Source organism: Listeria grandensis, from assembly GCF_014322885.1.
GTDB classification, from domain to species: Bacteria; Bacillota; Bacilli; order Lactobacillales; family Listeriaceae; genus Listeria_A; species Listeria_A grandensis.
In genome coordinates this window covers 25,893-50,217 of sequence record NZ_JAASUG010000006.1, presented here as the reverse complement: position 1 = coordinate 50,217, position 24,325 = coordinate 25,893, and the positions used below count along the sequence as shown (strand labels likewise).

The 24,325-nt window shown below is 38.4% G+C and carries 24 protein-coding genes; 21 read left to right on the top strand and 3 right to left on the bottom strand.

Annotation, left to right across the window (positions count from 1 at the left end; genetic code table 11):
- The first annotated feature begins 14 nt into the window (after positions 1-14).
- The 13 genes from HCJ54_RS09340 (at position 15) to HCJ54_RS09280 (ending at position 11,703) form a co-directional block, all read left to right on the top strand.
- A complete protein-coding gene (locus tag HCJ54_RS09340) occupies positions 15-878 on the top strand; it encodes a F0F1 ATP synthase subunit gamma (protein WP_036065654.1) in 864 nt (287 codons plus the stop codon).
- A gap of 67 nt (positions 879-945) precedes the next feature.
- Positions 946-2,364, top strand: a complete 1,419-nt coding sequence (atpD, locus tag HCJ54_RS09335) for a F0F1 ATP synthase subunit beta (RefSeq protein ID WP_185409965.1) — start codon at positions 946-948, stop codon at positions 2,362-2,364.
- Between the two features lie 21 nt (positions 2,365-2,385).
- Positions 2,386-2,790, top strand: a complete 405-nt coding sequence (locus tag HCJ54_RS09330) for a F0F1 ATP synthase subunit epsilon (protein ID WP_185409966.1) — start codon at positions 2,386-2,388, stop codon at positions 2,788-2,790.
- Positions 2,791-2,943: 153 nt separating this feature from the next.
- Positions 2,944-3,183: a DUF1146 family protein gene (locus HCJ54_RS09325; RefSeq protein WP_187137452.1), complete on the top strand. Its 240-nt coding sequence runs from the start codon at positions 2,944-2,946 to the stop codon at positions 3,181-3,183.
- A 179-nt stretch (positions 3,184-3,362) separates the two neighbouring features.
- Positions 3,363-4,652, top strand: a complete 1,290-nt coding sequence (gene murA / locus HCJ54_RS09320; protein WP_036065656.1) for a UDP-N-acetylglucosamine 1-carboxyvinyltransferase — start codon at positions 3,363-3,365, stop codon at positions 4,650-4,652.
- Between the two features lie 167 nt (positions 4,653-4,819).
- On the top strand, positions 4,820-5,815 hold the full coding sequence (gene mreB, locus HCJ54_RS09315; protein ID WP_036065657.1) for a rod shape-determining protein: 996 nt from the start codon (positions 4,820-4,822) through the stop codon (positions 5,813-5,815).
- Positions 5,816-5,832: 17 nt separating this feature from the next.
- Positions 5,833-6,279: a GNAT family N-acetyltransferase gene (locus tag HCJ54_RS09310; protein WP_187137451.1), complete on the top strand. Its 447-nt coding sequence runs from the start codon at positions 5,833-5,835 to the stop codon at positions 6,277-6,279.
- Between the two features lie 2 nt (positions 6,280-6,281).
- The gene (gene fabZ, locus HCJ54_RS09305) at positions 6,282-6,713 is read left to right on the top strand and encodes a 3-hydroxyacyl-ACP dehydratase FabZ (protein ID WP_036065660.1); all 432 of its coding nucleotides are present in this window, start codon (positions 6,282-6,284) and stop codon (positions 6,711-6,713) included.
- Positions 6,714-7,002: 289 nt separating this feature from the next.
- Positions 7,003-7,371: a single-stranded DNA-binding protein gene (locus HCJ54_RS09300; protein ID WP_187137450.1), complete on the top strand. Its 369-nt coding sequence runs from the start codon at positions 7,003-7,005 to the stop codon at positions 7,369-7,371.
- A 412-nt stretch (positions 7,372-7,783) separates the two neighbouring features.
- On the top strand, positions 7,784-8,608 hold the full coding sequence (locus tag HCJ54_RS09295) for a LysM peptidoglycan-binding and 3D domain-containing protein (protein WP_187137449.1): 825 nt from the start codon (positions 7,784-7,786) through the stop codon (positions 8,606-8,608).
- A 168-nt stretch (positions 8,609-8,776) separates the two neighbouring features.
- Entirely contained in the window at positions 8,777-9,508 is a 732-nt protein-coding gene (locus tag HCJ54_RS09290) for a WecB/TagA/CpsF family glycosyltransferase (protein WP_187137448.1), read from the top strand.
- Positions 9,509-9,514: 6 nt separating this feature from the next.
- The gene (gene menC, locus HCJ54_RS09285; RefSeq protein WP_187137447.1) at positions 9,515-10,627 is read left to right on the top strand and encodes an o-succinylbenzoate synthase; all 1,113 of its coding nucleotides are present in this window, start codon (positions 9,515-9,517) and stop codon (positions 10,625-10,627) included.
- Positions 10,628-10,662: 35 nt separating this feature from the next.
- Positions 10,663-11,703 carry a glycosyltransferase family 4 protein gene (locus HCJ54_RS09280; RefSeq protein ID WP_376699103.1) on the top strand — a complete coding sequence of 347 codons (1,041 nt, stop codon included), beginning with the start codon at positions 10,663-10,665 and terminating at the stop codon, positions 11,701-11,703.
- Between the two features lie 53 nt (positions 11,704-11,756).
- On the opposite strand, the gene HCJ54_RS09275 is transcribed toward HCJ54_RS09280, so the two are convergent.
- From HCJ54_RS09275 to HCJ54_RS09265, 3 genes are all read right to left on the bottom strand, one after another.
- A complete protein-coding gene (locus tag HCJ54_RS09275) occupies positions 11,757-12,797 on the bottom strand; it encodes an LCP family protein (protein WP_187137446.1) in 1,041 nt (346 codons plus the stop codon).
- Between the two features lie 251 nt (positions 12,798-13,048).
- Positions 13,049-13,591 carry a GNAT family N-acetyltransferase gene (locus tag HCJ54_RS09270; RefSeq protein WP_187137445.1) on the bottom strand — a complete coding sequence of 181 codons (543 nt, stop codon included), beginning with the start codon at positions 13,589-13,591 and terminating at the stop codon, positions 13,049-13,051.
- The gene (locus HCJ54_RS09265) at positions 13,591-14,226 is read right to left on the bottom strand and encodes a YigZ family protein (RefSeq protein WP_187137444.1); all 636 of its coding nucleotides are present in this window, start codon (positions 14,224-14,226) and stop codon (positions 13,591-13,593) included. Before HCJ54_RS09265 ends, HCJ54_RS09270 begins: the two co-directional genes overlap by 1 nt.
- Before the next feature lie 400 nt (positions 14,227-14,626).
- On the opposite strand from HCJ54_RS09265, the gene HCJ54_RS09260 reads away from it, so the two are divergent.
- The 8 genes from HCJ54_RS09260 (at position 14,627) to HCJ54_RS09225 (ending at position 24,195) form a co-directional block, all read left to right on the top strand.
- Entirely contained in the window at positions 14,627-15,313 is a 687-nt protein-coding gene (locus tag HCJ54_RS09260; RefSeq protein WP_036065674.1) for a response regulator transcription factor, read from the top strand.
- 22 nt (positions 15,314-15,335) lie between these two features.
- Positions 15,336-16,187, top strand: a complete 852-nt coding sequence (locus tag HCJ54_RS09255; protein ID WP_187137443.1) for a DegV family protein — start codon at positions 15,336-15,338, stop codon at positions 16,185-16,187.
- Between the two features lie 234 nt (positions 16,188-16,421).
- A complete protein-coding gene (locus tag HCJ54_RS09250; RefSeq protein ID WP_187137442.1) occupies positions 16,422-17,756 on the top strand; it encodes an ATP-dependent helicase ComFA in 1,335 nt (444 codons plus the stop codon).
- The gene (locus HCJ54_RS09245) at positions 17,746-18,435 is read left to right on the top strand and encodes a ComFC family protein (RefSeq protein ID WP_187137441.1); all 690 of its coding nucleotides are present in this window, start codon (positions 17,746-17,748) and stop codon (positions 18,433-18,435) included. Before HCJ54_RS09250 ends, HCJ54_RS09245 begins: the two co-directional genes overlap by 11 nt.
- 216 nt (positions 18,436-18,651) lie before the next feature.
- Entirely contained in the window at positions 18,652-19,215 is a 564-nt protein-coding gene (gene hpf, locus HCJ54_RS09240; protein ID WP_187137440.1) for a ribosome hibernation-promoting factor, HPF/YfiA family, read from the top strand.
- A 328-nt stretch (positions 19,216-19,543) separates the two neighbouring features.
- Entirely contained in the window at positions 19,544-22,057 is a 2,514-nt protein-coding gene (secA, locus tag HCJ54_RS09235; RefSeq protein WP_187137439.1) for a preprotein translocase subunit SecA, read from the top strand.
- Between the two features lie 157 nt (positions 22,058-22,214).
- Positions 22,215-23,316 (top strand): peptide chain release factor 2 gene (prfB, locus tag HCJ54_RS09230; RefSeq protein ID WP_187137438.1). Its coding sequence is split into 2 segments (ribosomal slippage): positions 22,215-22,286 and positions 22,288-23,316, totalling 1,101 coding nucleotides; the frame shifts between segments, so codons are not numbered across the junction.
- Positions 23,317-23,325: 9 nt separating this feature from the next.
- Complete coding sequence (locus tag HCJ54_RS09225; protein ID WP_036065679.1) at positions 23,326-24,195, top strand: YitT family protein; 870 nt, start codon at positions 23,326-23,328, stop codon at positions 24,193-24,195.
- Positions 24,196-24,325 lie beyond the last annotated feature (130 nt).

Genomic DNA, 24,325 nt, shown 5'->3' with positions numbered 1-24,325 from the left:
GGTGGTGAAAATCTTTGGCATCTTTAATAGATATTAAACAGCGAATCACTTCTACAAAGAAAACAAGCCAAATTACAAAGGCGATGCAAATGGTCTCTGCGTCCAAACTTGGTCGTGCAGAAGAAAAAGCGAGAGCCTATGCCCCATACGTAGAAAAAATTCGAGATGTGGTAACCCATGTTGCTTCAGGAAATAGCGCAGACCATCCGATGTTAGTAACGCGAGCTGTTCACAGAACTGGCTATATCGTTGTTACTTCGCATAAAGGGTTGGCAGGAGCTTATAACAGTAGTGTTATCAAAGAAGTATATAAACAAATTCAAGAAAAGCATACTTCCAGCGAAGAGTACGCAATCATCGCTTTAGGAAGAGCTGGCGCGGACTTTTTCAAGGCTCGCCATATGAATGTTGTTTTAGAGGTACCAAGTATTTCGGATCATCCAATTTTTGCTGAAATTAAAGATGTTGCGCGCAATACGGTTCAAATGTTTGAAGATGGTGTTTTTGATGAAGTATTCATTATTTACAATCACCATGTGAACTCGATTTCTCAATCTTTGAGAAGCGAAAAATTGTTGCCACTCACGGAGTTTCATGAAAATGAAGCAGAACATGATCTGACAACATACGAATTTGAACCATCTGAAGGTGAAATTTTAGAAGTATTGTTACCGCAATATGTTGAAAGTTTGATTTTCGGTGCCATTTTGGATGCCAAAGCCGCGGAACATGCTGCTCGTATGACAGCGATGAGAAGCGCGACAGACAATGCTACCGATATCATTGATGACTTATCATTACAATATAACCGTGCTCGCCAAGCTGCGATTACGCAAGAGATAACTGAGATTATTGGCGGTGTAGCAGCTCTTGAATAATTTTCAAGGGGTGCTCATCAGCTGTTAAGTTCCCGAGTTGGGGAAAGCAAGTGAGGAGGAAAATCGCATGACTGAAGGACGAATAATCCAAGTTATGGGTCCCGTTGTAGACGTAAAGTTTGATAATCATCTACCTGAAATCTACAATGCGCTTAAAGTTGAATATAAAGCACAATCCGAAGAGGAAAAAAGTGTGGAACTAACACTTGAAGTAGCTATCCATTTAGGTGACGATGTTGTTCGTACTATTGCGATGGCTTCAACAGACGGTGTTCAAAGAGGCATGACAGTTATTGATACTGCTAGCCCAATCACTGTTCCGGTTGGAAATGTAACATTAGGGCGTGTATTCAACGTACTTGGCAATACAATCGATTTAGATGAGCCGATCGCAAGTGACGTTCAACGAAATAAAATTCACCGTTTAGCACCAACATTTGACGAGCTATCAACAACAACTGAAATCTTGGAAACAGGAATTAAAGTAGTAGATCTTCTAGCTCCTTATGTTAAAGGTGGTAAAATTGGTTTGTTCGGTGGTGCCGGTGTAGGTAAAACGGTACTTATCCAAGAACTTATTCATAATATCGCCCAAGAGCACGGTGGTATTTCCGTGTTTGCTGGTGTAGGAGAACGTACCCGTGAAGGTAATGACCTTTACTTTGAAATGAAGGACTCGGGTGTTATTGAGAAAACGGCGATGGTATTCGGTCAAATGAATGAACCGCCTGGCGCACGTATGCGTGTTGCCTTAACGGGTCTCACTATTGCGGAATATTTCCGCGATGTAGAGCATCAAGATGTGTTGCTATTTATCGATAACATTTTCCGATTCACGCAAGCTGGTTCTGAAGTTTCGGCTTTACTTGGTCGTATGCCATCTGCCGTAGGTTACCAACCAACACTGGCCACAGAGATGGGGCAATTACAAGAGCGTATCACATCCACAAATGTAGGATCTGTTACCTCCATTCAAGCAATTTACGTACCAGCCGATGACTATACCGATCCAGCGCCAGCAACAACCTTCGCCCATCTAGATGCAACAACTAACTTGGAGCGTAAACTGACTGAGCAAGGTATTTATCCAGCGGTAGATCCACTTGCATCGACTTCTCGTGCGCTTGCTCCAGATATCGTTGGAGAAGATCATTACGAGGTGGCGACACAAGTACAACAATTATTGCAGCGCTACAAAGAGTTACAAGATATTATTGCTATTTTAGGTATGGATGAGCTGTCTGATGAAGATAAGCAAGCGGTTGGCCGTGCTCGCCGCGTGCAATTCTTCTTAAGTCAAAACTTCCACGTTGCCGAGCAATTTACTGGTCAAAAAGGTTCCTATGTACCAGTAAAAGAAACTGTTAAAGGTTTCCAAGATATTCTTGCAGGTAAATATGATCATCTTCCAGAAGATGCGTTCCGTTCATTAGGTCGTATCGAAGAAGTTATCGAAAAAGCCAAAAGCATGGGTGTCGAAGTTTAATAAAAGCAGGAGGAGATACACATGGGCATTTTAAATGTAAGTATTGTTACTCCAGATGGTCCTGTTTTCAGCGGTGAAGCTAACATGGTCATCGCAAGAACAAAAGCCGGCGAATTAGGTATTTTACCTGGTCATGTTCCTTTGGTAGCCCCACTAAAAATTGATGTCGTGCGTCTAAAGCATGATGGCAAGGAAGAATGGGTTGCAGTAAATGGTGGCTTCATGGAAGTAAATGGTGAAGAAGTAAATATTTTAGCAGATACCGCTGAGCGGGAAGAAGAGATTGATATCGACCGTGCTGAGGCTGCTAAACAACGTGCAGAAGATGATTTAAAGGATGCGAAAGACAAAAAAGTAGACGAACTAAAAGCAGAAGTAGCACTCCAAAAAGCAATAAATCGAATTCATGCTTATAATAAAAAGTAAAGTATAGTGAGTTTGGAGCCTTCCCCTTAAAAGTGGACTTAGCTCCAAACTCATTTACTTCATCAACTAAATAGTAATAAAAAGCGTATAAAATTGTTATTCAGTGATAATACTGGTAGAATAATAGAGGCTGATAAAAATTGGAGGTAAAAGATGTATACAGTTATTGGGCAGCAGGCAGTTATCGTCATGATTTCACATCTGCTTTTTATTGTCATTGCTTTCTGGGCATTACAAGCACTCCACTTCGAAAAATTGATACGTCGTGACCATGTGATACAAGCTAGAGTTCTTTATTTGATTATTGCTGTAGAATTAGGTGTTACGATTAGTAATTTCTTTTTGGATTATTTTATCTCAGCGAAACAACTAGGTAATTTGTTTGGCGGTTAGGCTTTAGATAGATTCTTGTTTAGCTTTGATATAACTCTCTTAAAATTAGTGTTGAAAAGTAGTTGCGATTAGTGGTAGAATGTTCAGAGTATGTTTAAAGACTAAATACATTTCAGGGTTAATTTTAAGTGATGTATATCAAATATGATTAGAGTAATTAATACGCGGAGGGGTTCGTTTTGGAAAAAATTATTGTTCATGGTGGAAAACAGTTACAAGGGACAGTGAAGGTTGAAGGCGCAAAAAATGCTGTTTTACCTGTTATCGCTGCTACTTTATTAGCAAGCAAAGGAACGAGTACGTTAAGAAATGTTCCGCATTTGTCAGATGTTTATACAATTAATGAAGTTCTAAAATATTTAAAAGCGGATGTGTCCTTTGAAGATGACGTGGTGACTGTCAATGCCACAGGAGATATCTTATCTGATACACCATTCGAATATGTTCGTAAAATGCGTGCCTCGATCGTTGTTATGGGGCCCTTGTTAGCTCGAACAGGTTCAGCAAAAGTTGCTTTACCAGGTGGTTGTGCAATAGGTTCACGCCCGGTTGACCTTCATTTAAAAGGCTTCGAAGCAATGGGTGCCAATGTTAAAATTGAGAATGGTTATATTGAAGCAACGGCTAAGAAATTGATTGGTGCCAAAATATATTTAGATTTTCCAAGCGTAGGTGCTACTCAAAATATTATGATGGCAGCGACACTAGCAGAAGGAACAACAGTTATTGAAAACGTAGCGAGAGAGCCTGAAATTGTCGATCTTGCTAATTTCTTAAACCAAATGGGTGGTAGAGTTATTGGTGCTGGTACAGAAGTTATCCGGATCGAAGGTGTGAAAGAGCTAGTTGCCACAGATCATTCAATTATTCCTGATCGAATTGAAGCAGGAACGTTCATGATTGCTGCTGCTATTACAGAAGGAAATGTATTCATTGAGGATATGGTTCCTGAACATATCAGTTCCCTGATTGCTAAACTAGAAGAAATGGGCGTGAAAATCGTTGAAGAAAACAACGGTGTTCGGGTTATTGGCCCTAAATATTTAAAAGCTGTTGATGTGAAAACATTACCACATCCAGGTTTCCCAACAGATATGCAATCTCAGATGATGGTTATCCAAATGCTAAGCACGGGTACAAGTGTGATGACGGAAACTGTATTTGAGAATCGTTTTATGCATGTTGAAGAAATGCGTCGTATGAATGCCGATATGAAAATTGAAGGCCATTCTGTTATTATTTCTGGACCTGCGAAGCTTCAAGGTGCTGAAGTTGCAGCTACAGATTTACGAGCAGCCGCAGCATTGGTTTTGGCTGGGCTAGTCGCAGATGGATATACACAAGTTACCGAACTTAAATATTTGGACAGAGGATATCATAATTTCCATACTAAGTTAAAAGCGTTAGGTGCAGATATTGAACGCGTGGCCGATACCAAGGATATTAATGTAGATGTAACAACTAAATAAATGTATGACTAGGTTGTAAAAGACCTAGTTTTTTATTTACCAAAAATAATTTATCTGAATACGTTCGATGAAAAGATATATATGTTAAAGGAAATATGCTATAATGCAGAAGAGATAGTGTGAAGTAATACATATTAAAACAACATAGAAAGGGGTCATTAAAGATTATGGCGAAAGATGTTGGAATAGATTTAGGTACTGCAAATGTTTTGATTCATGTAAAAGGAAAAGGTATTGTATTAAATGAACCATCCGTTGTAGCAATCAATAATATAACGAACGAAGTTTTAGCGGTTGGGACAGAAGCGCGCAATATGGTAGGGAGAACTCCTGGGAATATAACAGCAATTAGACCAATGAAAGATGGCGTAATTGCAGATTTTGACATTGTCCAAGAAATGCTACGGATTTTCCTGCAAAAATTAGATTTGAAAGGCTTTTTCTCAAAACCAAGAATTTTGATTTGTTGTCCAACGAACATCACTTCGGTAGAGCAAAAAGCGATACGGCAAGCAGCAGAGCAAAGTGGTGGAAAACAAGTATTTATGGAAGAAGAACCCAAAGTAGCAGCAATCGGTGCAGGCATGGATATTTTTCAACCAAGTGGTAATATGGTTATTGATATTGGTGGTGGAACAACGGATATCGCAGTGCTTTCTATGGGAGATATTGTAACGAGCAAATCTGTAAAACTTGCTGGTAATCAACTGGATGGAGATATTTTGCAATATATTAAACGAAAGTATAATCTTCTAATAGGCGAACGCACATCTGAAGAACTAAAAATTAATGTAGCAACTGCGTGTGCCGGTGCACGTCAAGAATCGATGGATATTAGAGGACGAGACCTTGTTTCTGGATTACCAAAAACGGTAACAGTAACTAGTGAAGAGATTGAGCTAGCGCTTAGAGAATCAGTCAATGTGATTGTTCAATCTGCCAAACAAGTACTGGAGCAAACACCCCCAGAATTATCTGCTGATATTATTGATCGTGGGATTATTATGACTGGTGGCGGAGCATTATTACATGGTTTAGATGAGCTTTTGGCTGAAGAGTTAAAGGTTCCAGTTCTTATTGCTGAGAACCCATTGGATGCTGTGGCGATTGGAACTGGTATACTGTTAGAAAATACATCAAAAACAAAGAAGAGTTGGTTTTAGAAATATGAGGTGGTAAGTTGAGCCTTCGAGTAGAACGTGTTGATGCAACCAACTGGCTAGAAATTGCTGAACTAACTGTGGCTAAACACCAAGTAAACTTTATTGAGTCTAACGCACTATCAATATTAGAATCTCAGTACATATCTGGTTGGTATCCTGTTGGTTTGTATTTCGACGATATGTTAGTGGGCTTTGCGATGTATGGTTGTAAAGAAATGGATTCGATTTGGATAGATCGCTTTATGATTGATCTAAAATACCAAGGACAGGGCTTTGGTCAAAATTTTCTAGTGTATTTAATGGAGTATATAAGAGAACGTTTTAAAGTAAAAAAGATTATATTGAGTGTTACTCCAGAGAATTTAAGAGCAAGGAAATTTTATGAAAACAATGGATTTTTTAATACGGATGAAGTGGATCCTAAAGGTGAATTAATTTTCATGTACGATTGTATGGAGGTATAAAGATGTTAGATATAAGCGAAATTAAAAAAATATTACCACATAGATATCCCTTCCTTTTGGTAGATCGAGTTGTGGAACTAGATGATAAAAAGGTTGTGGCTATAAAAAATGTTACTGCGAATGAGGAATTTTTTAATGGGCATTTTCCTGATTATCCAGTAATGCCTGGTGTTTTAATTGTAGAAGCCTTAGCTCAAACGAGTGGGATTGCAATGATGCAAGTAGAAGGAAATAAAGGTAAAATTGGTTTATTCGCAGGGATTGATGGTTGTAGATTCAAACGCCAAGTTGTCCCAGGAGATCAGCTACGGTTAGAAGCAGAGATTCTTCGTTTACGAGGGTCTATTGCTAAGGCAAAGGTGAAAGCAACGGTAGATGAAGAATTAGTTTGTGAAGCTGAAATAATGTTTGCACTCACAGATGTAGTTAAATAAGTAGAAAGGAGCCGCGATACTCGATTGCGGCTCTTTAGTTGCATAAAGCTTGCTAGCGTTGACTTGAATATAGAATAACAGAGTATCGCGAGAAAAGAAATTAAATAAAAAAATTGGCTAACTTATAAATTTGTTTTTTCAAAGCTATTATCTTAGCAAATGTATTTTTTCTGCTAGAGGAAAATGATGTTTTAGAGACAATAAAGTTACTAAAATTTTTTTTTACAGATTTTACAGATTGAAACAATGGAGGTATGCTGAGGTCACTAAAAAAGAAAAGAGTGATGCCATGATTAATCAAGTAACGATTGTTGGAAGGCTAACTGAAGACCCAGAAATACGATGGACATCAGAAGATAAGGCTGTTGTAAATGTAACGATAGCTCTCAATCGTTTTGGAAAAAACAGGCGATTAAATAATGAGGCTGATTTTATTCCATGTGTAATTTGGGGAAAACAAGCAGAAAATACAGTGGAATATTGTCAAAAAGGAACCTTAGTTGGTATAAATGGAGAGCTACAAACTAGGAATTATATTAATCGGGAGGATAAAAAGGTCTATGTTATTGAAGTACTAGTGGATAAGATAAGATTTTTAAGCAGAAATAAAGAGCAGAAAGTGGGAGAAGCGGAGGCTACAACAGAAAATGATGTATAAATGGAGGATAACAATTGTAACCTTCTGTTATATTGAGGGATAAATCAAAAAAGTTAAACCGTGCAAGAGGGATTTTCCATTAAATTTGAACTATTTCCTAGTGTTTTTGAAATGTATATATTGCCCAATTTATATATTTTGACACAAATAAGTTCACTAGGTTAATCTATTTTTCGTAGAACTTAAAGTAGATGAAGTGAAGTCACTAGAAGGGAGGAGTATATATTTTTTTACCGTAATCACCATAAAGAATAATAGTCTGAAAATTCTATTAAAAAAGTCGATTAACAAATATTACGATTAAATAGTATGCAACTAGCATTGTGTTACGTAGCCTTAATGAATTAGTAACCTAAGCCGAGTTCCCATATGATACGATTATTCTCGAAGTTATCAAGGAGGTAATTATTACATGAAGAAAACAGTAGCCACTATTGCGACAGGGTTAGTCTTAGCCGGAATTGGATCAACTCAGGTTAGTGCGGCAGAATATACAGTTCAATCAGGGGATTCACTATGGAAAATTTCAAATGAAAATAACATCTCCATAGATCAGTTAAAGAAAAATAACAATCTAAGCTCGAATCTTATCTTTCCCAATCAAAAATTAGAAGTTGGTACGATCAAAGCGGATACAACTAAAGTAGATACAGGTACATATAAAATTGTACCAGGTGATACTTTGAGTGAGATTGCTCAAAACCATAATGTTACTGTTGCTCAACTGAAATCATGGAACTCTTTATCATCGGATTTGATTATTGCAGGAGATACTTTAACTATTGGGGCAGTTCAGAGCGAGGCTCCAACTGAACCCAAGAAGGAAGTCAAATCAGAATCTTCATCCGTCCAAGAACAGGAGCAAGCACAAGCACCTCAAAAGGAGAAAGCAACAACTAGCACACCTAGCAAGCAAGCGCAAAGTTCAAACAAAAGCGCATCTAGCAGTGTATCCAAAGAGATTACAGTGACTGCGACTGCATATAGCAAAGCAGAACCTGGCATGGGGCATATGACGGCTTCAGGGATTGATTTGAACGATAATCCAAGAGTCATTGCAGTAGACCCATCCGTTATTCCATTAGGCTCAAAGGTATATGTTGAGGGATATGGAGAAGCAATTGCTGCTGATACTGGTGGCGCAATCAAAGGTAACAAGATTGATGTACATTTAGATAGTGTACAAGCTTGCTACAATTGGGGCGTTAAAACAGTAAAAGTACAAATTTTAAACTAATATTTTCAGTTATAAATGCAAAATCGTGATTGGTGTCTCATCAGTCACGATTTTTTTGTGCTGTATATTGTTACATAGATTCGTAATGAAAGAATATATAATTTTAAGATATGAAGAATCGTATATTTATGATAAACTTAGATATATGAGAAATATAGGAGTGAACATATGAAACAGACTGTTGATATTCTGGGTATTCCATTTTATAATGTTTCTCAAAGCACTTTTGTAGATGAATTAATAGAGGCTGCTGCGAATCAAGAACGTCGGTTTGTAGTGACGGCTAACCCTGAAATAGTAATGCATACAAAGCAGGATATGGCGTTTAATCACGCAGTTCTCCAAGCGGATTATATCGTTGCTGATGGTATTGGTGTTGTTAAGGCTGCAAAAAGTATTGGGAAACCACTTGAGGGAAGGGTAACAGGCTTTGATACGATGTTGGGGCTTCTCCAAAAAGCAAATGAAATGAAAATGAGTGTATATTTTGTTGGTGCAAAACCAAATGTTATAAAAAAACTTGTCAAGCACGTGGAACAAGATTACAGTGATATTGATATTGTAGGAGCGCGTGATGGCTATTTTCTTGCTTCAGAAGCAGAGGCTGTAGCCGACGATATCTTTCAAAGTAAAGCGGATTTTATTTTTCTAGCGCTTGGATTTCCAAGGCAGGAGAAGTGGATATCTTCGCATATAGAGAAATTTAATAAGGGCATTTTTATAGGCGTTGGTGGGAGTTTTGATGTACTTTCTGGTTGTACTAAACGAGCTCCTGAGTTTTGGGTTAAGTCGAACTTAGAGTGGTTATACAGAATTTTATCCCAACCTAGACGCTGGAGGCGGGCATTGGCTATTCCAAAATTTGTAATGGCAATGAAAAGGCAAAGGAAGCAAAGGTGATATGGAATGCTTATTAAACAGGTAACGATATATCACCTCGAAATGCCGCTCAAAACTCCCTTTAAGACGAGTTATGGTATTATGCATACTAAGAGCCTATGTATCTTAAAAATCGTCTCAGATGATGGATTAGAGGGTTATGGTGAACTTGAGGCATTTTCAGCACCATGGTACACAGAAGAGACTACCAATACGGCAAGTTTAATCATAAAAAACCACCTTCTTCCGATGCTAAAAGGTCTTGATATCAAGGAACCTAGCCAAATAAATCAGCTTTTTCAAGTCGTTCGAGGAAACGAGATGGCAAAATCTGCTGTTGAAACTGCAGTGTGGGATATTTTCTCGAAGATGTCCGGTCAGTGTCTAACAGCGTATCTTGGTGGGAATCAAGGAGATATACCTGTTGGCGTGAGTATAGGCATTCAAAGCGATACCACTGAATTAGTGCGAATTGTAGGCGAATATGTGCGGGCCGGCTACACTAGAGTGAAACTTAAAATTAAGCCAGGATCAGATATAGAATCTGTGCGCCAGGTCAGGAATGATTTTCCCGATTTAACGTTGATGGTAGATGCTAACTCTGCATATAACAGGGCCGACATTTCGATATTGAAGAAACTAGATCAATACAATTTAGCGATGATCGAGCAGCCTTTTGGTGTGACCGACTTTGTAGATCATGCATGGCTACAAAAACAATTGTCTACCCCAATTTGTCTCGATGAAAATATTCGTTCTGTGAGTGACGCTAGGCAGGCGTTTGAACTCCAAAGTGCGTGGGCAATTAATGTGAAAATTGCGCGTGTAGGAGGCCTAGATGAAGCTCTTAAAATAGCTACATTTTGTCACGAAAACGGTATGATCGCTTGGTGTGGAGGGATGTTCGAAGCCGGGATTGGTAGGGCACATAATATTGCACTAGCCGCTAGGACTGAGTTCACTTTTCCAGGAGATATATCGGCATCCAATCGCTATTTTGAGAAAGATATTATCAAGAATGATTTTAAAATTAATAATGGGAAGATAACAACGCCAATAGGTTCAGGTATCGGTGTAGATATAGACCAAAAAAGTCTGGTATCCTATTGTAAACGACGAGAAGTCATCGTTTTAAACTGAAGGACGGAGCTGAAATTAAGTTGCAAATCTGGATCATGATTATTTGTTTCCTAATCGGAATACTCATTATTCCGTTAGTACGCAAGTTTGCTTTTCTTATAAATGCTGTGGATGAGCCTCGTGAACGGCACATTCATACGAAAATTACACCAACATTAGGTGGCTTAGCTATATTTATAGCTTTCACTATAGGCATGTTATTACTAGCCGTGGATAAAAGTGGTTTTTTACCAGTGTACATAGGCGCGTTGATTATTGTTACAACAGGATTCATCGATGATATTATTGAATTATCACCCAGATGGAAACTTGTAGGACAGATTAGTGCGGCTTTGTGTGTTGTATTATGGGGTAAGATCACCATTGAATTTATTAATATTCCTTTTGCTGGACCCTTATATTTTGGTGTGTGGGCGATCCCTATTACAATTATTTGGATTGTAGCTATTGTTAATGCGTTGAATCTAATTGATGGGTTGGATGGGTTAGCAGGTGGTATTGCAATTATCGCGCTTCTAACGATTGCTGGAATGGCCTTATTGCTCCAAGACATATTTGTAGCCCCTGTAGCGTTCATGTTGATTGCCTGTATCTTTGCTTTTCTGGTTTATAATTTTCCGCCGGCTTCTATTTTTATGGGGGATACGGGTTCACTGTTTCTTGGATATATGATTGCAGTTTTATCACTCATGGGCTTTAAAAATGTGACCTTTATTTCGATATTGGTACCATTAATTATATTAGGTGTACCGCTTTCTGATACTTTTTTTGCAATTATACGCAGGCTAAAGTCGAGAACGCCAATTTCGATGGCTGATAGATCTCATATTCATCACCGTCTCATGGCGCTTGGCTTCTCGGAGCGGCAAACGGTATTGTTGATTTATTGTATGGCGATTCTATTTTCGATCACTGGTTTCGTATTCTCTTTCTCTACGACTTGGGGAGCCGTCATCTTACTTGTATTGCTAGCTTTTTGCATCGAAATCATTGTGGAATTTATCGGCTTAATTGGCGAACAATATCGTCCGATTTTAAATATCTTAGCAAAAATACGACGGCGAAAAAAACATTAAAAAGGCGCGAAACTCTAGAAATTTATATCTAGGGTTTCGCGCCTTTTAGTAATTTAGTTATCTTCGCTATATGGAAGAGCGTTAGGGAATGGCTTGTTGACGCCTTGTAACTGCCCAGCAAACTCATTTGCTACACTCTGTACAGAATTTTCATCGAGTTGATAGTAGTAGACACCATCTTGCGGAGCATCATCACCTTTAAGAGCCAACGATTTCATATCAATATCATTTGTCATACCGTATTTGGCAATAGAAAGCATTTGAGAAAAGGTCATATTTGTTTTCATATTATCTCCCACTGCTTTTATAACATCGGAGTACTTATTGATAGAACCAAGAGAGGTAGCCTTATCGATGATTGCTTTCATGACAAGCTGTTGCCGTTTGCCGCGTTCGATATCATTGTCGATATGACGCGTTCTAGAAAGGGCTAACGCTTGCTCACCGTTAAGCTGTTGTTTACCTTTTTTCAAACTTATTGCGCCAGCTTGATCTTTGGAATTTTGTTCTGTGAAATCAACGGGAACGTCAACTTCAATTCGGTCAAGTGCGTTGACTATTTCTAAGAAGGCATCGAAGTTGAATCTGATGTAATAATCAACAGGAACTTTAAAAAGATCTTCCACTGTTTTCATTGTCAATTCAGGCCCACCATAAGCGTGCGCCGCGTTTATTTTCGTGAATTTGTCAGTAGTGCCATCTTTACTTTCAATATGAACATAGGAATCTCGAGGAATACTCGTCATTTCAAGCTTGTTGTCCTTAACGTTTAATGTTGCTAAAATAAGCGCGTCACTTCGAGGGTTTCCGCCATTATTTGCTTGTCTTTTAGCGCTGTCATCAACACCGATGATCAGGAATGAGAAACTATCTTTTATAGGATCAACATCTTTGTTTCTCAAGGACGAAGCCTCACCACTTCTTACATTATCATAGGAATTATCTACGGCAAGTTTTGCTGAACTGAACAGATATGTAGCATATCCAGCCCCCGCAAGCACGATTATCATCAATGGAATCAGGATTAAAAAAAGTACCAATCGGCGTCTTTTGTATTTCGCGCTTCTTGGAGCAGGACTTTTGTTTATAGGCATGAATTATTTTCTCCTTATAATTAAATTCTAAGCGTCTAGCTATATCCCGAAGTAAATTGTTCGCGTATGCAATTGTATCATGATAAGAAAGTTTATTTGTTACGATAGATTTACGTTTGTTTTAAAGTTACAATAAAGAACATTGCAAAACATGGATGCTTTTTTCTATTATACATAAGTAAGCAGAAAATGAACATTAAAATCATCAAAAATAAGGTAAAATAAGTCGTATGTAATGCCTCTATAGTTAGTCAAACTAATTCACGCTTGTACTGCTCCACAGTTTCTAGCGTTTTAGTCTTCATAGCAAATTCAGAAACGGTTTTATCAAATGTGAAGTCTAGCTTTTTTAGTAGTTTACTAGAAGCAATGTTTTCAGGAGATACTTTAGCCGTCAGAATTTTTATGGTTGTTGTTGTTTGAATAAGTTGAATGAAGACATTGAGAATTTCAGCCATTAGGCCAGTACCCCAGTAACTTTGCTTCAATTCGTAACCAATTTCTGCAGTCATTGTATTTAAATATAGCTCATTGATGCCGAAAGAACCAATAATATTTCTATTGAGTTTGTCGATAATTACATACCTGTTAGCACTTTTTGTATCTAATATAGCAGAAATGATTTCATGTGCTTGTTCAATAGTATGGAGCGTTTCAATATTCATATAACGAGTGACCTCAGTGTGTGACCAAATCTTTAGTAAATTATCGGCATCATCGTGAGTCATCACTCGCAATAAGGTACGATTTGTTTCAAATTCCCGTGGTAAATTTTGCAACTCATTTACTAGCATTAGTTAACATCCTTTTCTCGATATTTTTGCCCGGTCTCATGCAGTTGGATCTGCCCGTTTGTGAAATTTATAGCCCATTCTTGGAATATGGCAACATCACTACTATCTACATAAACATCGATTACTATTTTGTCTGTGAATGATATCCCTGCCATTTGGTATCCTTTTTTTTCTAAAGCATTTTCAAACTTTGCATGCGATGCATAGTCGAGGGTACAAGAAATGATGATTGCTAAGGAGCGCTCTACGACCCCAAGCGTCTTGCAAGTTTCGCTTACAGCATTTCCATATGCTCGCACAAGTCCTCCTGCGCCTAATTTCACGCCGCCAAAATATCTGGTTACTACTACGGCTACATTTTTTAGTTGCTTCTTTTTTAAAACTTCAAGCATTGGAACGCCGGCAGTGCCACTAGGTTCTCCATCGTCATTTGCTTTTTGATATTGATCTCGTTCTCCGATGAGATATGCAGAACAGTTATGGCTAGCGTTCCAATGTTTTTTCTTTATATCCTGGATGAATTCTTGCGCACTTTGTTCATCAGTAGCTCGAATGACAGAGCAAATAAACCTAGACTTATCAATGATTATTTCATGTTGCCCAGCTACTTTAATCGTTAAATATTTTTCTAGCATATAGGCCTCCAATTGTTAATTTAATCGTCTATCCTCCTAGTTTAACGGAAAACTAGGAGTGTGTATAGTTAGAAAATAACTTTCCCGTATATTTGAAAGATGAAGTGGGAGCAAATTCATGGTATAATGAAATCTATTGTTACTTTTGATAGATAAAATCCATATCATCTAGGCATTTTTGTGGGTAACTTGGCAATTCATAAGGGCGGATTACTTCGAGATGTCTAGAGGCAGCAACAAAACAAATGACAATGACTCCTAGAAAAACATGAAATGATACAGAGAAAAACTATGAAAATATAGTTTAGAAGGTTATTTTGAGTAGGCTTTTGAGCTACTAAAGGGATAAAAAAATGGGAACAAATATGAAAATAACAATTTTGAAGGAGGATTTCTCATTATGACTGTAAAAATCATGATTGTAGATGATCATCAATTATTTCGTGAAGGCATAAAACGTATACTAGAACTAGAAGATTCATTTGAAGTAGTTGCAGAAGCTGAAAATGGAAAAAATATTGTTGCTAAGGTACGTGAATATCGACCTGATATCGTATTAATGGATATAAATATGCCTACTGTGAACGGTTTAGATGCTACAGAAATGTTAGTAAGACAATTCCCAAGCATTAAAGTAGTTGTTCTAACAATTCATGATACTGATGAATTTGTGACAGAAGCATTGCGAGCAGGAGCAGTTGGTTACCTGTTAAAAGAAATGGATGCCAAGGATCTTGTAGACGCGATTAAGACGGTGGAAGATGGTGGAGCCTATATTCATCCTAAAGCTGCTATTAAATTAGTGCGTGAGTATCGACATTTAGCAAGTACTAACAATGCTCAAGGTGCTTACGGATACCAACAACCAGAAGTTAAGATGCCGCTACATATTCTCACACACAGAGAATGTGAAGTCTTACAGTTATTGACAGACGGAAAAAGTAACCGTGGTATCGGTGAAGCCTTATTTATTAGTGAAAAAACAGTTAAAAATCATGTGAGTAGTATTTTACAAAAAATGAAAGTAAACGATCGTACGCAAGCTGTTGTTACCGCAATCAAGAACGGCTGGGTATTTATTAGATAATCGTTAAATTAGAGGTGACCTTATGGGGGAAAAAATTGCTATCGTGACAGACAGTACTGCTTATTTACCCCAAGCAGTAATCGATAAGTTTGAAATATACAAAGTAGCCCTTTCGGTAACTATTGATGGTACATCTTACATCGAAGATAAGGACATCGATGAGCGCAATTTTTATGATTTAGTGAAAACAGCGAAATCATTTCCAACTACGTCTCAACCAGCACCAGGGGATTTTTTGATACTCTATGAGAAATTGCGAGACAAAGGCTTTGATACTATCATTAGTATTCATTTAAGCAGTGGTATCAGTGGGACATATCAAAATGCAGTTTCAGCAGGAAATATAGTCGACGATATCCGTGTTATAGCTTATGATTCTGAAATAGCTTGTATGGCTATGGGAATGATGGTAGAGAAAGCGGCTGAACTTGCCCATAGTGGAGGGACATCAGAAGCCATTGTGTTAAAGCTAAATGCTATGAGAGATGCCATGGATGCCTATTTCCTAGTAAATGATCTGAACCACTTAGCAAGAGGTGGAAGGCTCTCCAATGCTCAGGCTGTAATTGGTAGTGTTCTCCAAATAAAGCCTATACTCTATTTTGAAGAAACCAAAATTGTCTTGTTTGAAAAAATAAGAACGCAGAAAAAAGCATTGCGCAGAATCGAAGGGATTTTAGAAGAAGCTGTTATTAAAGGTAATGCACAGCAAGTATATGTTGTCCATGGAAATTGTTATGATAAGGCTGAAGCATGGAGAAGTGAACTGAAGCAACTGCATCCGAATGTCGATTTTAATATCAGCTATTTCGGGCCGGTTATTGCAACACACTTAGGTGAAGGCGCATTAGCACTTGTATGGACAATAAAATAATTGATGTTTGGCCTCCTAATCTCTAGGAGGTTTTTTCTAGTGTAGCAGAAGCGAAAGAAAAAATAAATTACGTAAAAAAGTCCAAGTGTGACTGAAAAAAATTAAAATTCTATGCAAAAAAAGATACTATCCCTGATTCATTCCACTTTTGAGGATAGTTAGTCGATAAAATAGAAATATGGTAACTGGCATAAAAAATTTTTTCGTGTATAAATGTATATACGAGGTGATAGTATGAATCCAGAAGGTCGGTTGTTTTTGGAGGGTGAGGTAACAGACATAAACAAACTGAAACGAATCAAGGCGATAGAAATAACAGATCACAAACAGTTGTGCTTCAGATGTGGCAACAATGATGAGGAACTATTTTTTAAATCGCCGTGTAGTAATTGTGGTAGTGAGGAATGTTTGTACTGCAGAAATTGTATTATCATGGGGAAAATGACAGAGTGCAGGGAGCTCTTTTACCTGCCAAGCGAGATAAGTTTGGCTCATAAGAAGCAGCATTATTTAGTATGGGAAGGTCAATTGTCGCCTGGGCAGCAAGTGGCCTCAGATGCGGTACATCAGGCTGTGATCGATAAAAAGAACCTATTATTATGGGCAGTTGCGGGTTCGGGGAAAACGGAGATGATGTTTAAAGGGATGGAAGAAGTATTGAAAAATGGTGGGCGTCTTTGCGTAGCCTCGCCAAGAGTCGATGTGTGCTTGGAGTTATTTCCTCGTCTGCAAGAAGTTTTTCCAGCAGTGGAAATGGTTTGCCTCTACGGAGATTCACCGGATGTATATAATGGAGAACGCTTCATTGTCGCAACAACGCATCAACTGATAAGGTTTTATGAGGCGTTCGATGTTATTTTCATAGATGAAGTAGACGCATTTCCATATGCCAAAGATCCCTTTCTCGAATATGCTGTAAAAAAGGCACAATTAAAACAAGGATGCTCTATATTTATAACGGCCACACCAGAAAGAAAATGGCAAAAAGAATGCAGTATTGGCAAGCGGAATTTTGTAAAAGTCCCAGCAAGGTATCATAGAAAAAAATTACCTGTTCCTCAAAAAATATGGATTGGAAATTGGAAAAAAGCACTACAAAAGCGAAAAATATCCACTAAGGTTTTGAGATGGATACAAAAGAAATTAGCAGAAGGTTGCCCAGTTTTATTGTTCTTTCCAGAAATAAAAGTAATGCTAGAAGTGGCAAATATCCTTGAACTCCTAGGGTTTGGCCCACTACTCACCGTTCATTCAGCAGATCCCGAAAGAAAAGAGAAGGTGCAACAAATGCGTGATGGAACTATTAAATTGCTATGTACAACAACAATACTAGAACGTGGAGTTACCTTTACAAATGTTCAAGTTGGCGTTTTCGGGAGTGAAGGAAGAATATTTACAGAATCAGCCTTAGTCCAAATAGCAGGTCGCGCGGGTCGGAAATCTGACTATCCGGGTGGGGATGTATTATTTTTCCACCACGGCGTATCTCGTAATATGGGCTTGGCTATCGCGCAAATTAAATTGATGAACAGACTGGGAATGCAAAAAGGGCTGCTGGATGGCAACTAAGTGCATATTGTGTAGGCGAGAGCTAGTAGCAGATATTTCATGGGGTAGTTTATTTAGCAAGGAAGAAAAACGAACAATTTGTACTACTTGTGAGTCGAAATTAGATGAAATTGGTGATAACGCTTGTGAAAAATGTGGTCGTCGTATGAATGAAACAAGTGAAATAGTGACTTGCCAGGATTGTAAGAAATGGTCACTCGACAAGAAAATTAATTATTTACAAAAAAATGTGGCTTGCTATGAATACAATGCATTCGCAAAAGAGCTTATGGCGCTGTATAAATATAGAGGGGATTATGCTGTTGCAGTAGCTTTTTCACAAGTTTTAAGAACTAATTGTATGAAATGGAGTAGAGATATAATTATACCAGTTCCAATAAGTCCTGAGCGTAGAGTGGAGCGAGGGTTTAACCAGACGGAGGGACTACTTAAATTTTCAGGCATTCCATTTGAGACGCATCTAAAAAGAGCACATACTGAAAAGCAGTCGAAAAAAACGAGAAGGGAAAGAATAGAGCAAGAGCAATTCTTTTTTGTGGAGAACAACGAAGCTATCAAAGCGAAAGAGATACTTTTGCTGGACGATATTTACACAACAGGTGCGACCCTACATTTAGCCGCGGAAGCCCTTATAAATGAAGGGGCCAAGAGCGTATCGTCACTTACTATTTTTCGCTAAAACAAAATTTTCAATCATTTCAGGTTTGCATTTGAATATTAGTGGAATGAATAGAGTAATAGCATCATACTTACTGACTACTTACATGCTAGGAATATAGTAATTTTGCTCTGTGTAAATGTTTGCAAAATATCAGGTTATAACGTAGACTGTATGTTAAGAAGTCATTCACTTCTTGTAAAGTATGAGTTGTTTTATTTCAAAGGAGGAATTGCTATGCTAAAGTATAATATTCGTGGCGAAAACATTGAAGTAACGGAGCCAATTAGAGACTATGTTGAAAAGAAAATCGACAAATTAGAGCGCTATTTCAGCGAGGCTCCGGATGCTAATGTCCATGTGAATCTTAAAGTTTATTCTGACAAGAATGCAAAGGTTGAAGTGACCATTCCTCTCAAAAATTTAGTGCTACGTGCTGAAGAAACAAGCGGGGATTTATATGCAAGTATTGATTTAATTGTAGATAAATTAGAAAGACAGATTCGTAAACATAAAACAAAAGTGAATCGTAAATTCCGTGACAAAGGTGCCGAACATGATTACTTTGCTTTTTCTGAAGTAAATAGCAGTGTTGCATCGGATGAATTCGAGAATGATAGCGAGCTAGATATTGTTCGTACAAAGGAATTTTCTTTGAAACCAATGGATAGTGAAGAAGCTGTACTTCAAATGAATTTATTAGGTCATAGTTTCTTCGTATATACAGATGCGGAGTCCGATGGTACGAATATCGTTTATCGTCGTAAAGATGGCAAATACGGTTTGATTGAGACAAATTAACTTAGAAATTCCTCTAAGAGCCGGGATCCAACAACTAGGGGATCTCGGCTTTTATTGTCAATACTGAGTTTTGAAATTAAGAAAAGTGAATGATAAAAACGGATACTTGAAGCTATTTTTTACTAGATAAAGCGCATAGCTTAGGCTTTTATACAGAATTGGCGAAAATGCGTCGAAATGTTCACAGGAAAACAGGTTGTAAAAGACAGGTGAAAGATGGTAGAATTGTCTAGTGTGCCTGTGATAAGGCAGTCGCGTCAGAAAATGGGAAGAACGCGACGATTTCAACTTCAGGGAAAGTATAGAAACAGTAGAGGAGAATAAGATCATGGCAGGTTTATTAAAAAAGATATTTGAATCTGGAAAAAAAGATAGCAAATATCTAGAAAAGAAAGCAGATCAGATCGAGGCATTAGCTGATGAGACGGCGAAACTTTCTGATGATGAATTACGTGCGAAAACAGAAGAATTTAAAGAGCGATATCAAAATGGTGAAACGCTAGATGACCTTTTGATAGAGGCTTTTGCAGTTGCGCGTGAAGGAGGAAAGCGTGCATTAGGCATGTTCCCGTTCCGCGTTCAACTAATGGGTGGTATTGTATTACATGAAGGTAACATTGCAGAAATGAGAACTGGGGAAGGTAAAACTTTAACGGCAACGTTACCAGTCTATTTAAATGCACTCTCAGGCGGCGGCGTTCATGTTGTTACAGTCAATGAGTACTTGTCGCAACGTGATGCTGAAGAGATGGGAGTTCTATATAATTTCCTTGGTCTATCAGTTGGACTTAACCTGAATGCCCTTTCCAGTGAAGAAAAACGTGAAGCGTATGCTGCTGATATTACGTACAGTACGAATAATGAGCTAGGATTCGATTACCTACGCGATAACATGGTTGTGTATAAAGAGCAAATGGTTCAACGTCCGCTTTCTTATGCAGTTATCGATGAGGTCGATTCTATTCTTGTCGATGAAGCAAGAACACCGCTTATTATCTCTGGTCAAGCGGAGAAGTCAACGATTCTTTACGTTCGTGCTAATTCGTTTGTTGAAACTATGACAGTGGAGAAAGATTATACTGTTGATATCAAAACGAAATCCGTAAACATGACGGAAGAGGGTATGACAAAAGGTGAGAAGTACTTTGACGTGGAAAACTTGTTTGATTTAGAAAATGCGACTTTATTACACCATATTGCGCAGGCTCTAAAAGCGAACTATACCATGCATTTAGATGTGGACTACGTTGTTCAAGATGATGAGGTTCTCATTGTTGACCAATTTACTGGTCGTATTATGAAGGGGCGCCGTTTCAGCGAAGGGCTTCACCAAGCACTCGAAGCCAAAGAAGGCGTAACAATTCAAAATGAATCGCAAACAATGGCAACCATTACATTCCAGAACTATTTCCGTATGTATAAGAAATTATCTGGTATGACGGGTACAGCGAAAACGGAAGAAGAAGAATTCCGTGATATTTATAATATGCGTGTTATCGAAATCCCAACGAATAAGCCAATTATTCGTGATGACCGTGCTGATTTAATCTATACGTCTATTGACGCGAAATTTAGCGCTGTGGCAGATGATATTGCGACGCGTCATGCGAATGGTCAACCAGTACTTGTAGGTACAGTAGCAATTGAAACATCGGAAGTTATCTCGCATAAATTAAAACGCAGAGGCATTCCTCACAGTGTTTTAAATGCAAAGCAACATGAACGAGAAGCCGAAATCATTCAATTTGCAGGTGAAAAAGGTTCAGTAACAATCGCGACGAATATGGCTGGTCGTGGTACGGATATCAAACTTGGTGAAGGTACCATTGAAGCTGGTGGTTTGGCTGTTATTGGTACAGAACGCCATGAGTCAAGACGTATCGATAATCAGTTGCGTGGTCGTGCTGGTCGTCAAGGTGATCCAGGTGTGACGCAATTCTATCTTTCGATGGAAGACGAATTGATGAAGCGCTTCGGTTCTGATAACATGAAATCCATGATGGAACGTTTTGGAATGGATGATGAGGCTATCCAGAGTAAAATGGTTAGCCGAGCTGTTGAATCCGCTCAAAAACGTGTGGAAGGAAACAACTTCGATTCACGTAAACAAGTACTTCAATATGATGATGTGTTGCGTCAACAACGTGAAGTTATCTATAAACAGCGCTATGAAGTAATCACTGCTGAAAACAATCTGCGCTCTGTTATTGAGCCGATGATTCAAAATGTCGTGAACTTTGTCGTACAATCGAACGCGCCAAGACAAGAAGATCGTGAAGAATGGAATCTACAAGGTATTATTGATTTTGTCGAGGCGAACCTTTTGCCAGAAGATGAAATCAGTGTAGATGATATTAAAAACATGGAGACATCCGATATTCAAGACTTCATTTTAGAGAAAGTAAAAGAAGCTTATAACGAGAAAGAAACGTTGCTTCCAGAAGAGGAGTTCAATGAGTTCCAAAAAGTAGTATTGTTACGTGTAGTTGATACGAAATGGGTAGATCATATTGATGCAATGGATCATCTACGTGATGGTATTCATTTACGAGCTTACGGTCAAATCGATCCGCTTCGTGAATATCAATCAGAAGGCTTTGAAATGTTTGAAGCAATGATTAATTCGATTGATGAAGATGTTGCTCGTTATATTATGAAAGCTGAAATTCGTCAAAATCTTGAACGTGAACAAGTAGCTAAAGGTGATGCGATTGATCCAAATGAAGGCAAGCCGGTTGCGAAGAGACAACCAGTTCATAAAGATCAACATATCGGCCGTAATGATCCGTGTCCTTGTGGTAGCGGTGAGAAGTATAAGAATTGTCACGGTAAAGAGAAGTAGAAGCAAGAAAACCAGGATATTTTTCCTGGTTTTTTGTTTGCCAGTTGGAATCCGTTACAAAGGAATAATTTCACAATCGCAGTTTACAACAATATATGCTATATTATTATAGGTGCGCATAAGTTGGCGCATGAAAAATTAAAAAGAGGTGTTGAGCATGGAATTAGCTGAAATTCGTAATGAACTAGAAAAAACAACCCAACAAATCAAAGACTTTAGGGGGTCTCTTTGACTTAGATAGCATAGAAGTGCGAATCGCTGAGTTAGAGGATCAAATGTTGGATCCAGATTTTTGGAATGACCAACAAGCAGCACAAAAAATAATCAACGAAACAAATGGCTATAAAGATACGTATAATGCGTTTCACGAGCTGGAAGAAGAGCAAGAGAATTTAGAACTTAGTTTAGAACTTTTGCGAGAAGAAGCTGATGAAGACTTGCATACAGAGTTAGAAACGGACTTAACGAAATTTGTGGCGAAGTTAACGGATTTCGAATTGAAATTAATGTTAAGTGAGCCTTATGATAAAAATAACGCTATTTTAGAGTTGCATCCTGGTGCAGGTGGGACAGAGTCACAAGATTGGGGCTCCATGCTTTTACGGATGTATCAACGCTGGGCAGATAAGAAAGATTTCAAAGTGGAAACATTGGATTATCAAGCAGGGGACGAGGCGGGTATTAAAAGTGTAACACTCCTTATCAAAGGGCATAATGCTTATGGCTATCTCAAAGCGGAAAAAGGAGTACACCGACTTGTTCGAATTTCACCATTCGATTCCTCGGGCCGTCGTCATACTTCTTTCGTATCATGCGATGTGATGCCAGAAATGGATGACGATATTGAAATTGAAGTGCGTCCAGAAGATTTGAAGATAGACACGTATCGTGCGACGGGGGCAGGTGGACAGCATATCAATACAACCGATTCGGCTGTCCGAATGACGCATATCCCGTCCGGTATTGTCGTTACTTGTCAGTCTGAACGTTCGCAACTGAAAAACCGAGACCAAGCGATGAAGATGTTAAAAGCAAAACTATACCAAAAAGAACAAGAAGAAAAAGAAAAAGAGTTAGCAGAGCTTCGTGGTGAACAAAAGGAAATCGGTTGGGGAAGTCAAATTCGTTCTTATGTATTTCATCCCTATTCCATGGTGAAAGACCACCGTACGAATGTTGAAACAGGAAATACACAAGCGGTGATGGATGGCGATATTGATGAATTTATCAATGGTTATCTGCGTTCGCGGATCGACTAAGGTGCTAATATGAAAGAAATTAAACCAATTAAACGGCGAAAACTATCGCCAAAACTGGCGAAAATAATGGAATACGTCTATGTTATTATAGGTGCCTTCATTATTGCAGTAGCGTTCAATGTTCTGTTGCTCCCAAACCATGTGGCATCAGGCGGAGTGAGCGGGATTAGTACGATCATTAACTACCTCACAGGTTGGACTCCGGCCTATATTCAGTGGGCTTTCAATATCCCCTTATTTTTTGCAGGTGTCTTTTTCTTAGGGTATCAATTTGGTATTAAAACGTTTGTGGGAACGATGATTATGCCCTTATTCGTCTATGTAACATCGGATTGGACTGTTTGGACAAATCAACCCCTTGTTGCCGCATTATTTGGTGGAGTGCTAGTTGGGATGGGACTCGGTATCGTTTTTCGAGGGAAAGCGTCTACTGGTGGTACCGATGTCATCGCCCAAATTCTGCATAAGTTCACGAATCTATCACTAGGTATTTGTGTGGCGCTTATCGATGGCTTTGTCGTGATTGCAGCGATGTTCGTCTTTGATATTGAGTCTGGACTGTATGCTTTAATTGGTCTGTTTGCAACGAGTAAAACTATCGACCTTGTCCAAGTAGGGCTGAATCAATCGAAAACCGTGCTTATCATTTCAGAAAAGCAAGATGAGATACGCCAAGCGATTCTTTTTAAAATTGACCGAGGGATTACGCGTTTGTCAGCAAAAGGTGGCTATACGGAAGATGAAAAACAAATCTTACTTTGTGTCATCGCTCAATCTGAATTTTCACGGTTAAAAGAGGTCATAAAGGAAATTGACCCAAACGCGTTTGTCGTCGTCATGAGTGCGAGTGAGGTCATGGGCGAGGGCTTCAATATTTAAAATATAGAACTTAAAGCGGCATTGACTAGTAACGTTCATGTCGCTTTATTTGTAGTACAGTTGGCAAAGTTCGTTTATTTTGTATAACAGTTGTGTAACAAGAAGTTCATTCTCAGTAAGGTATTATATG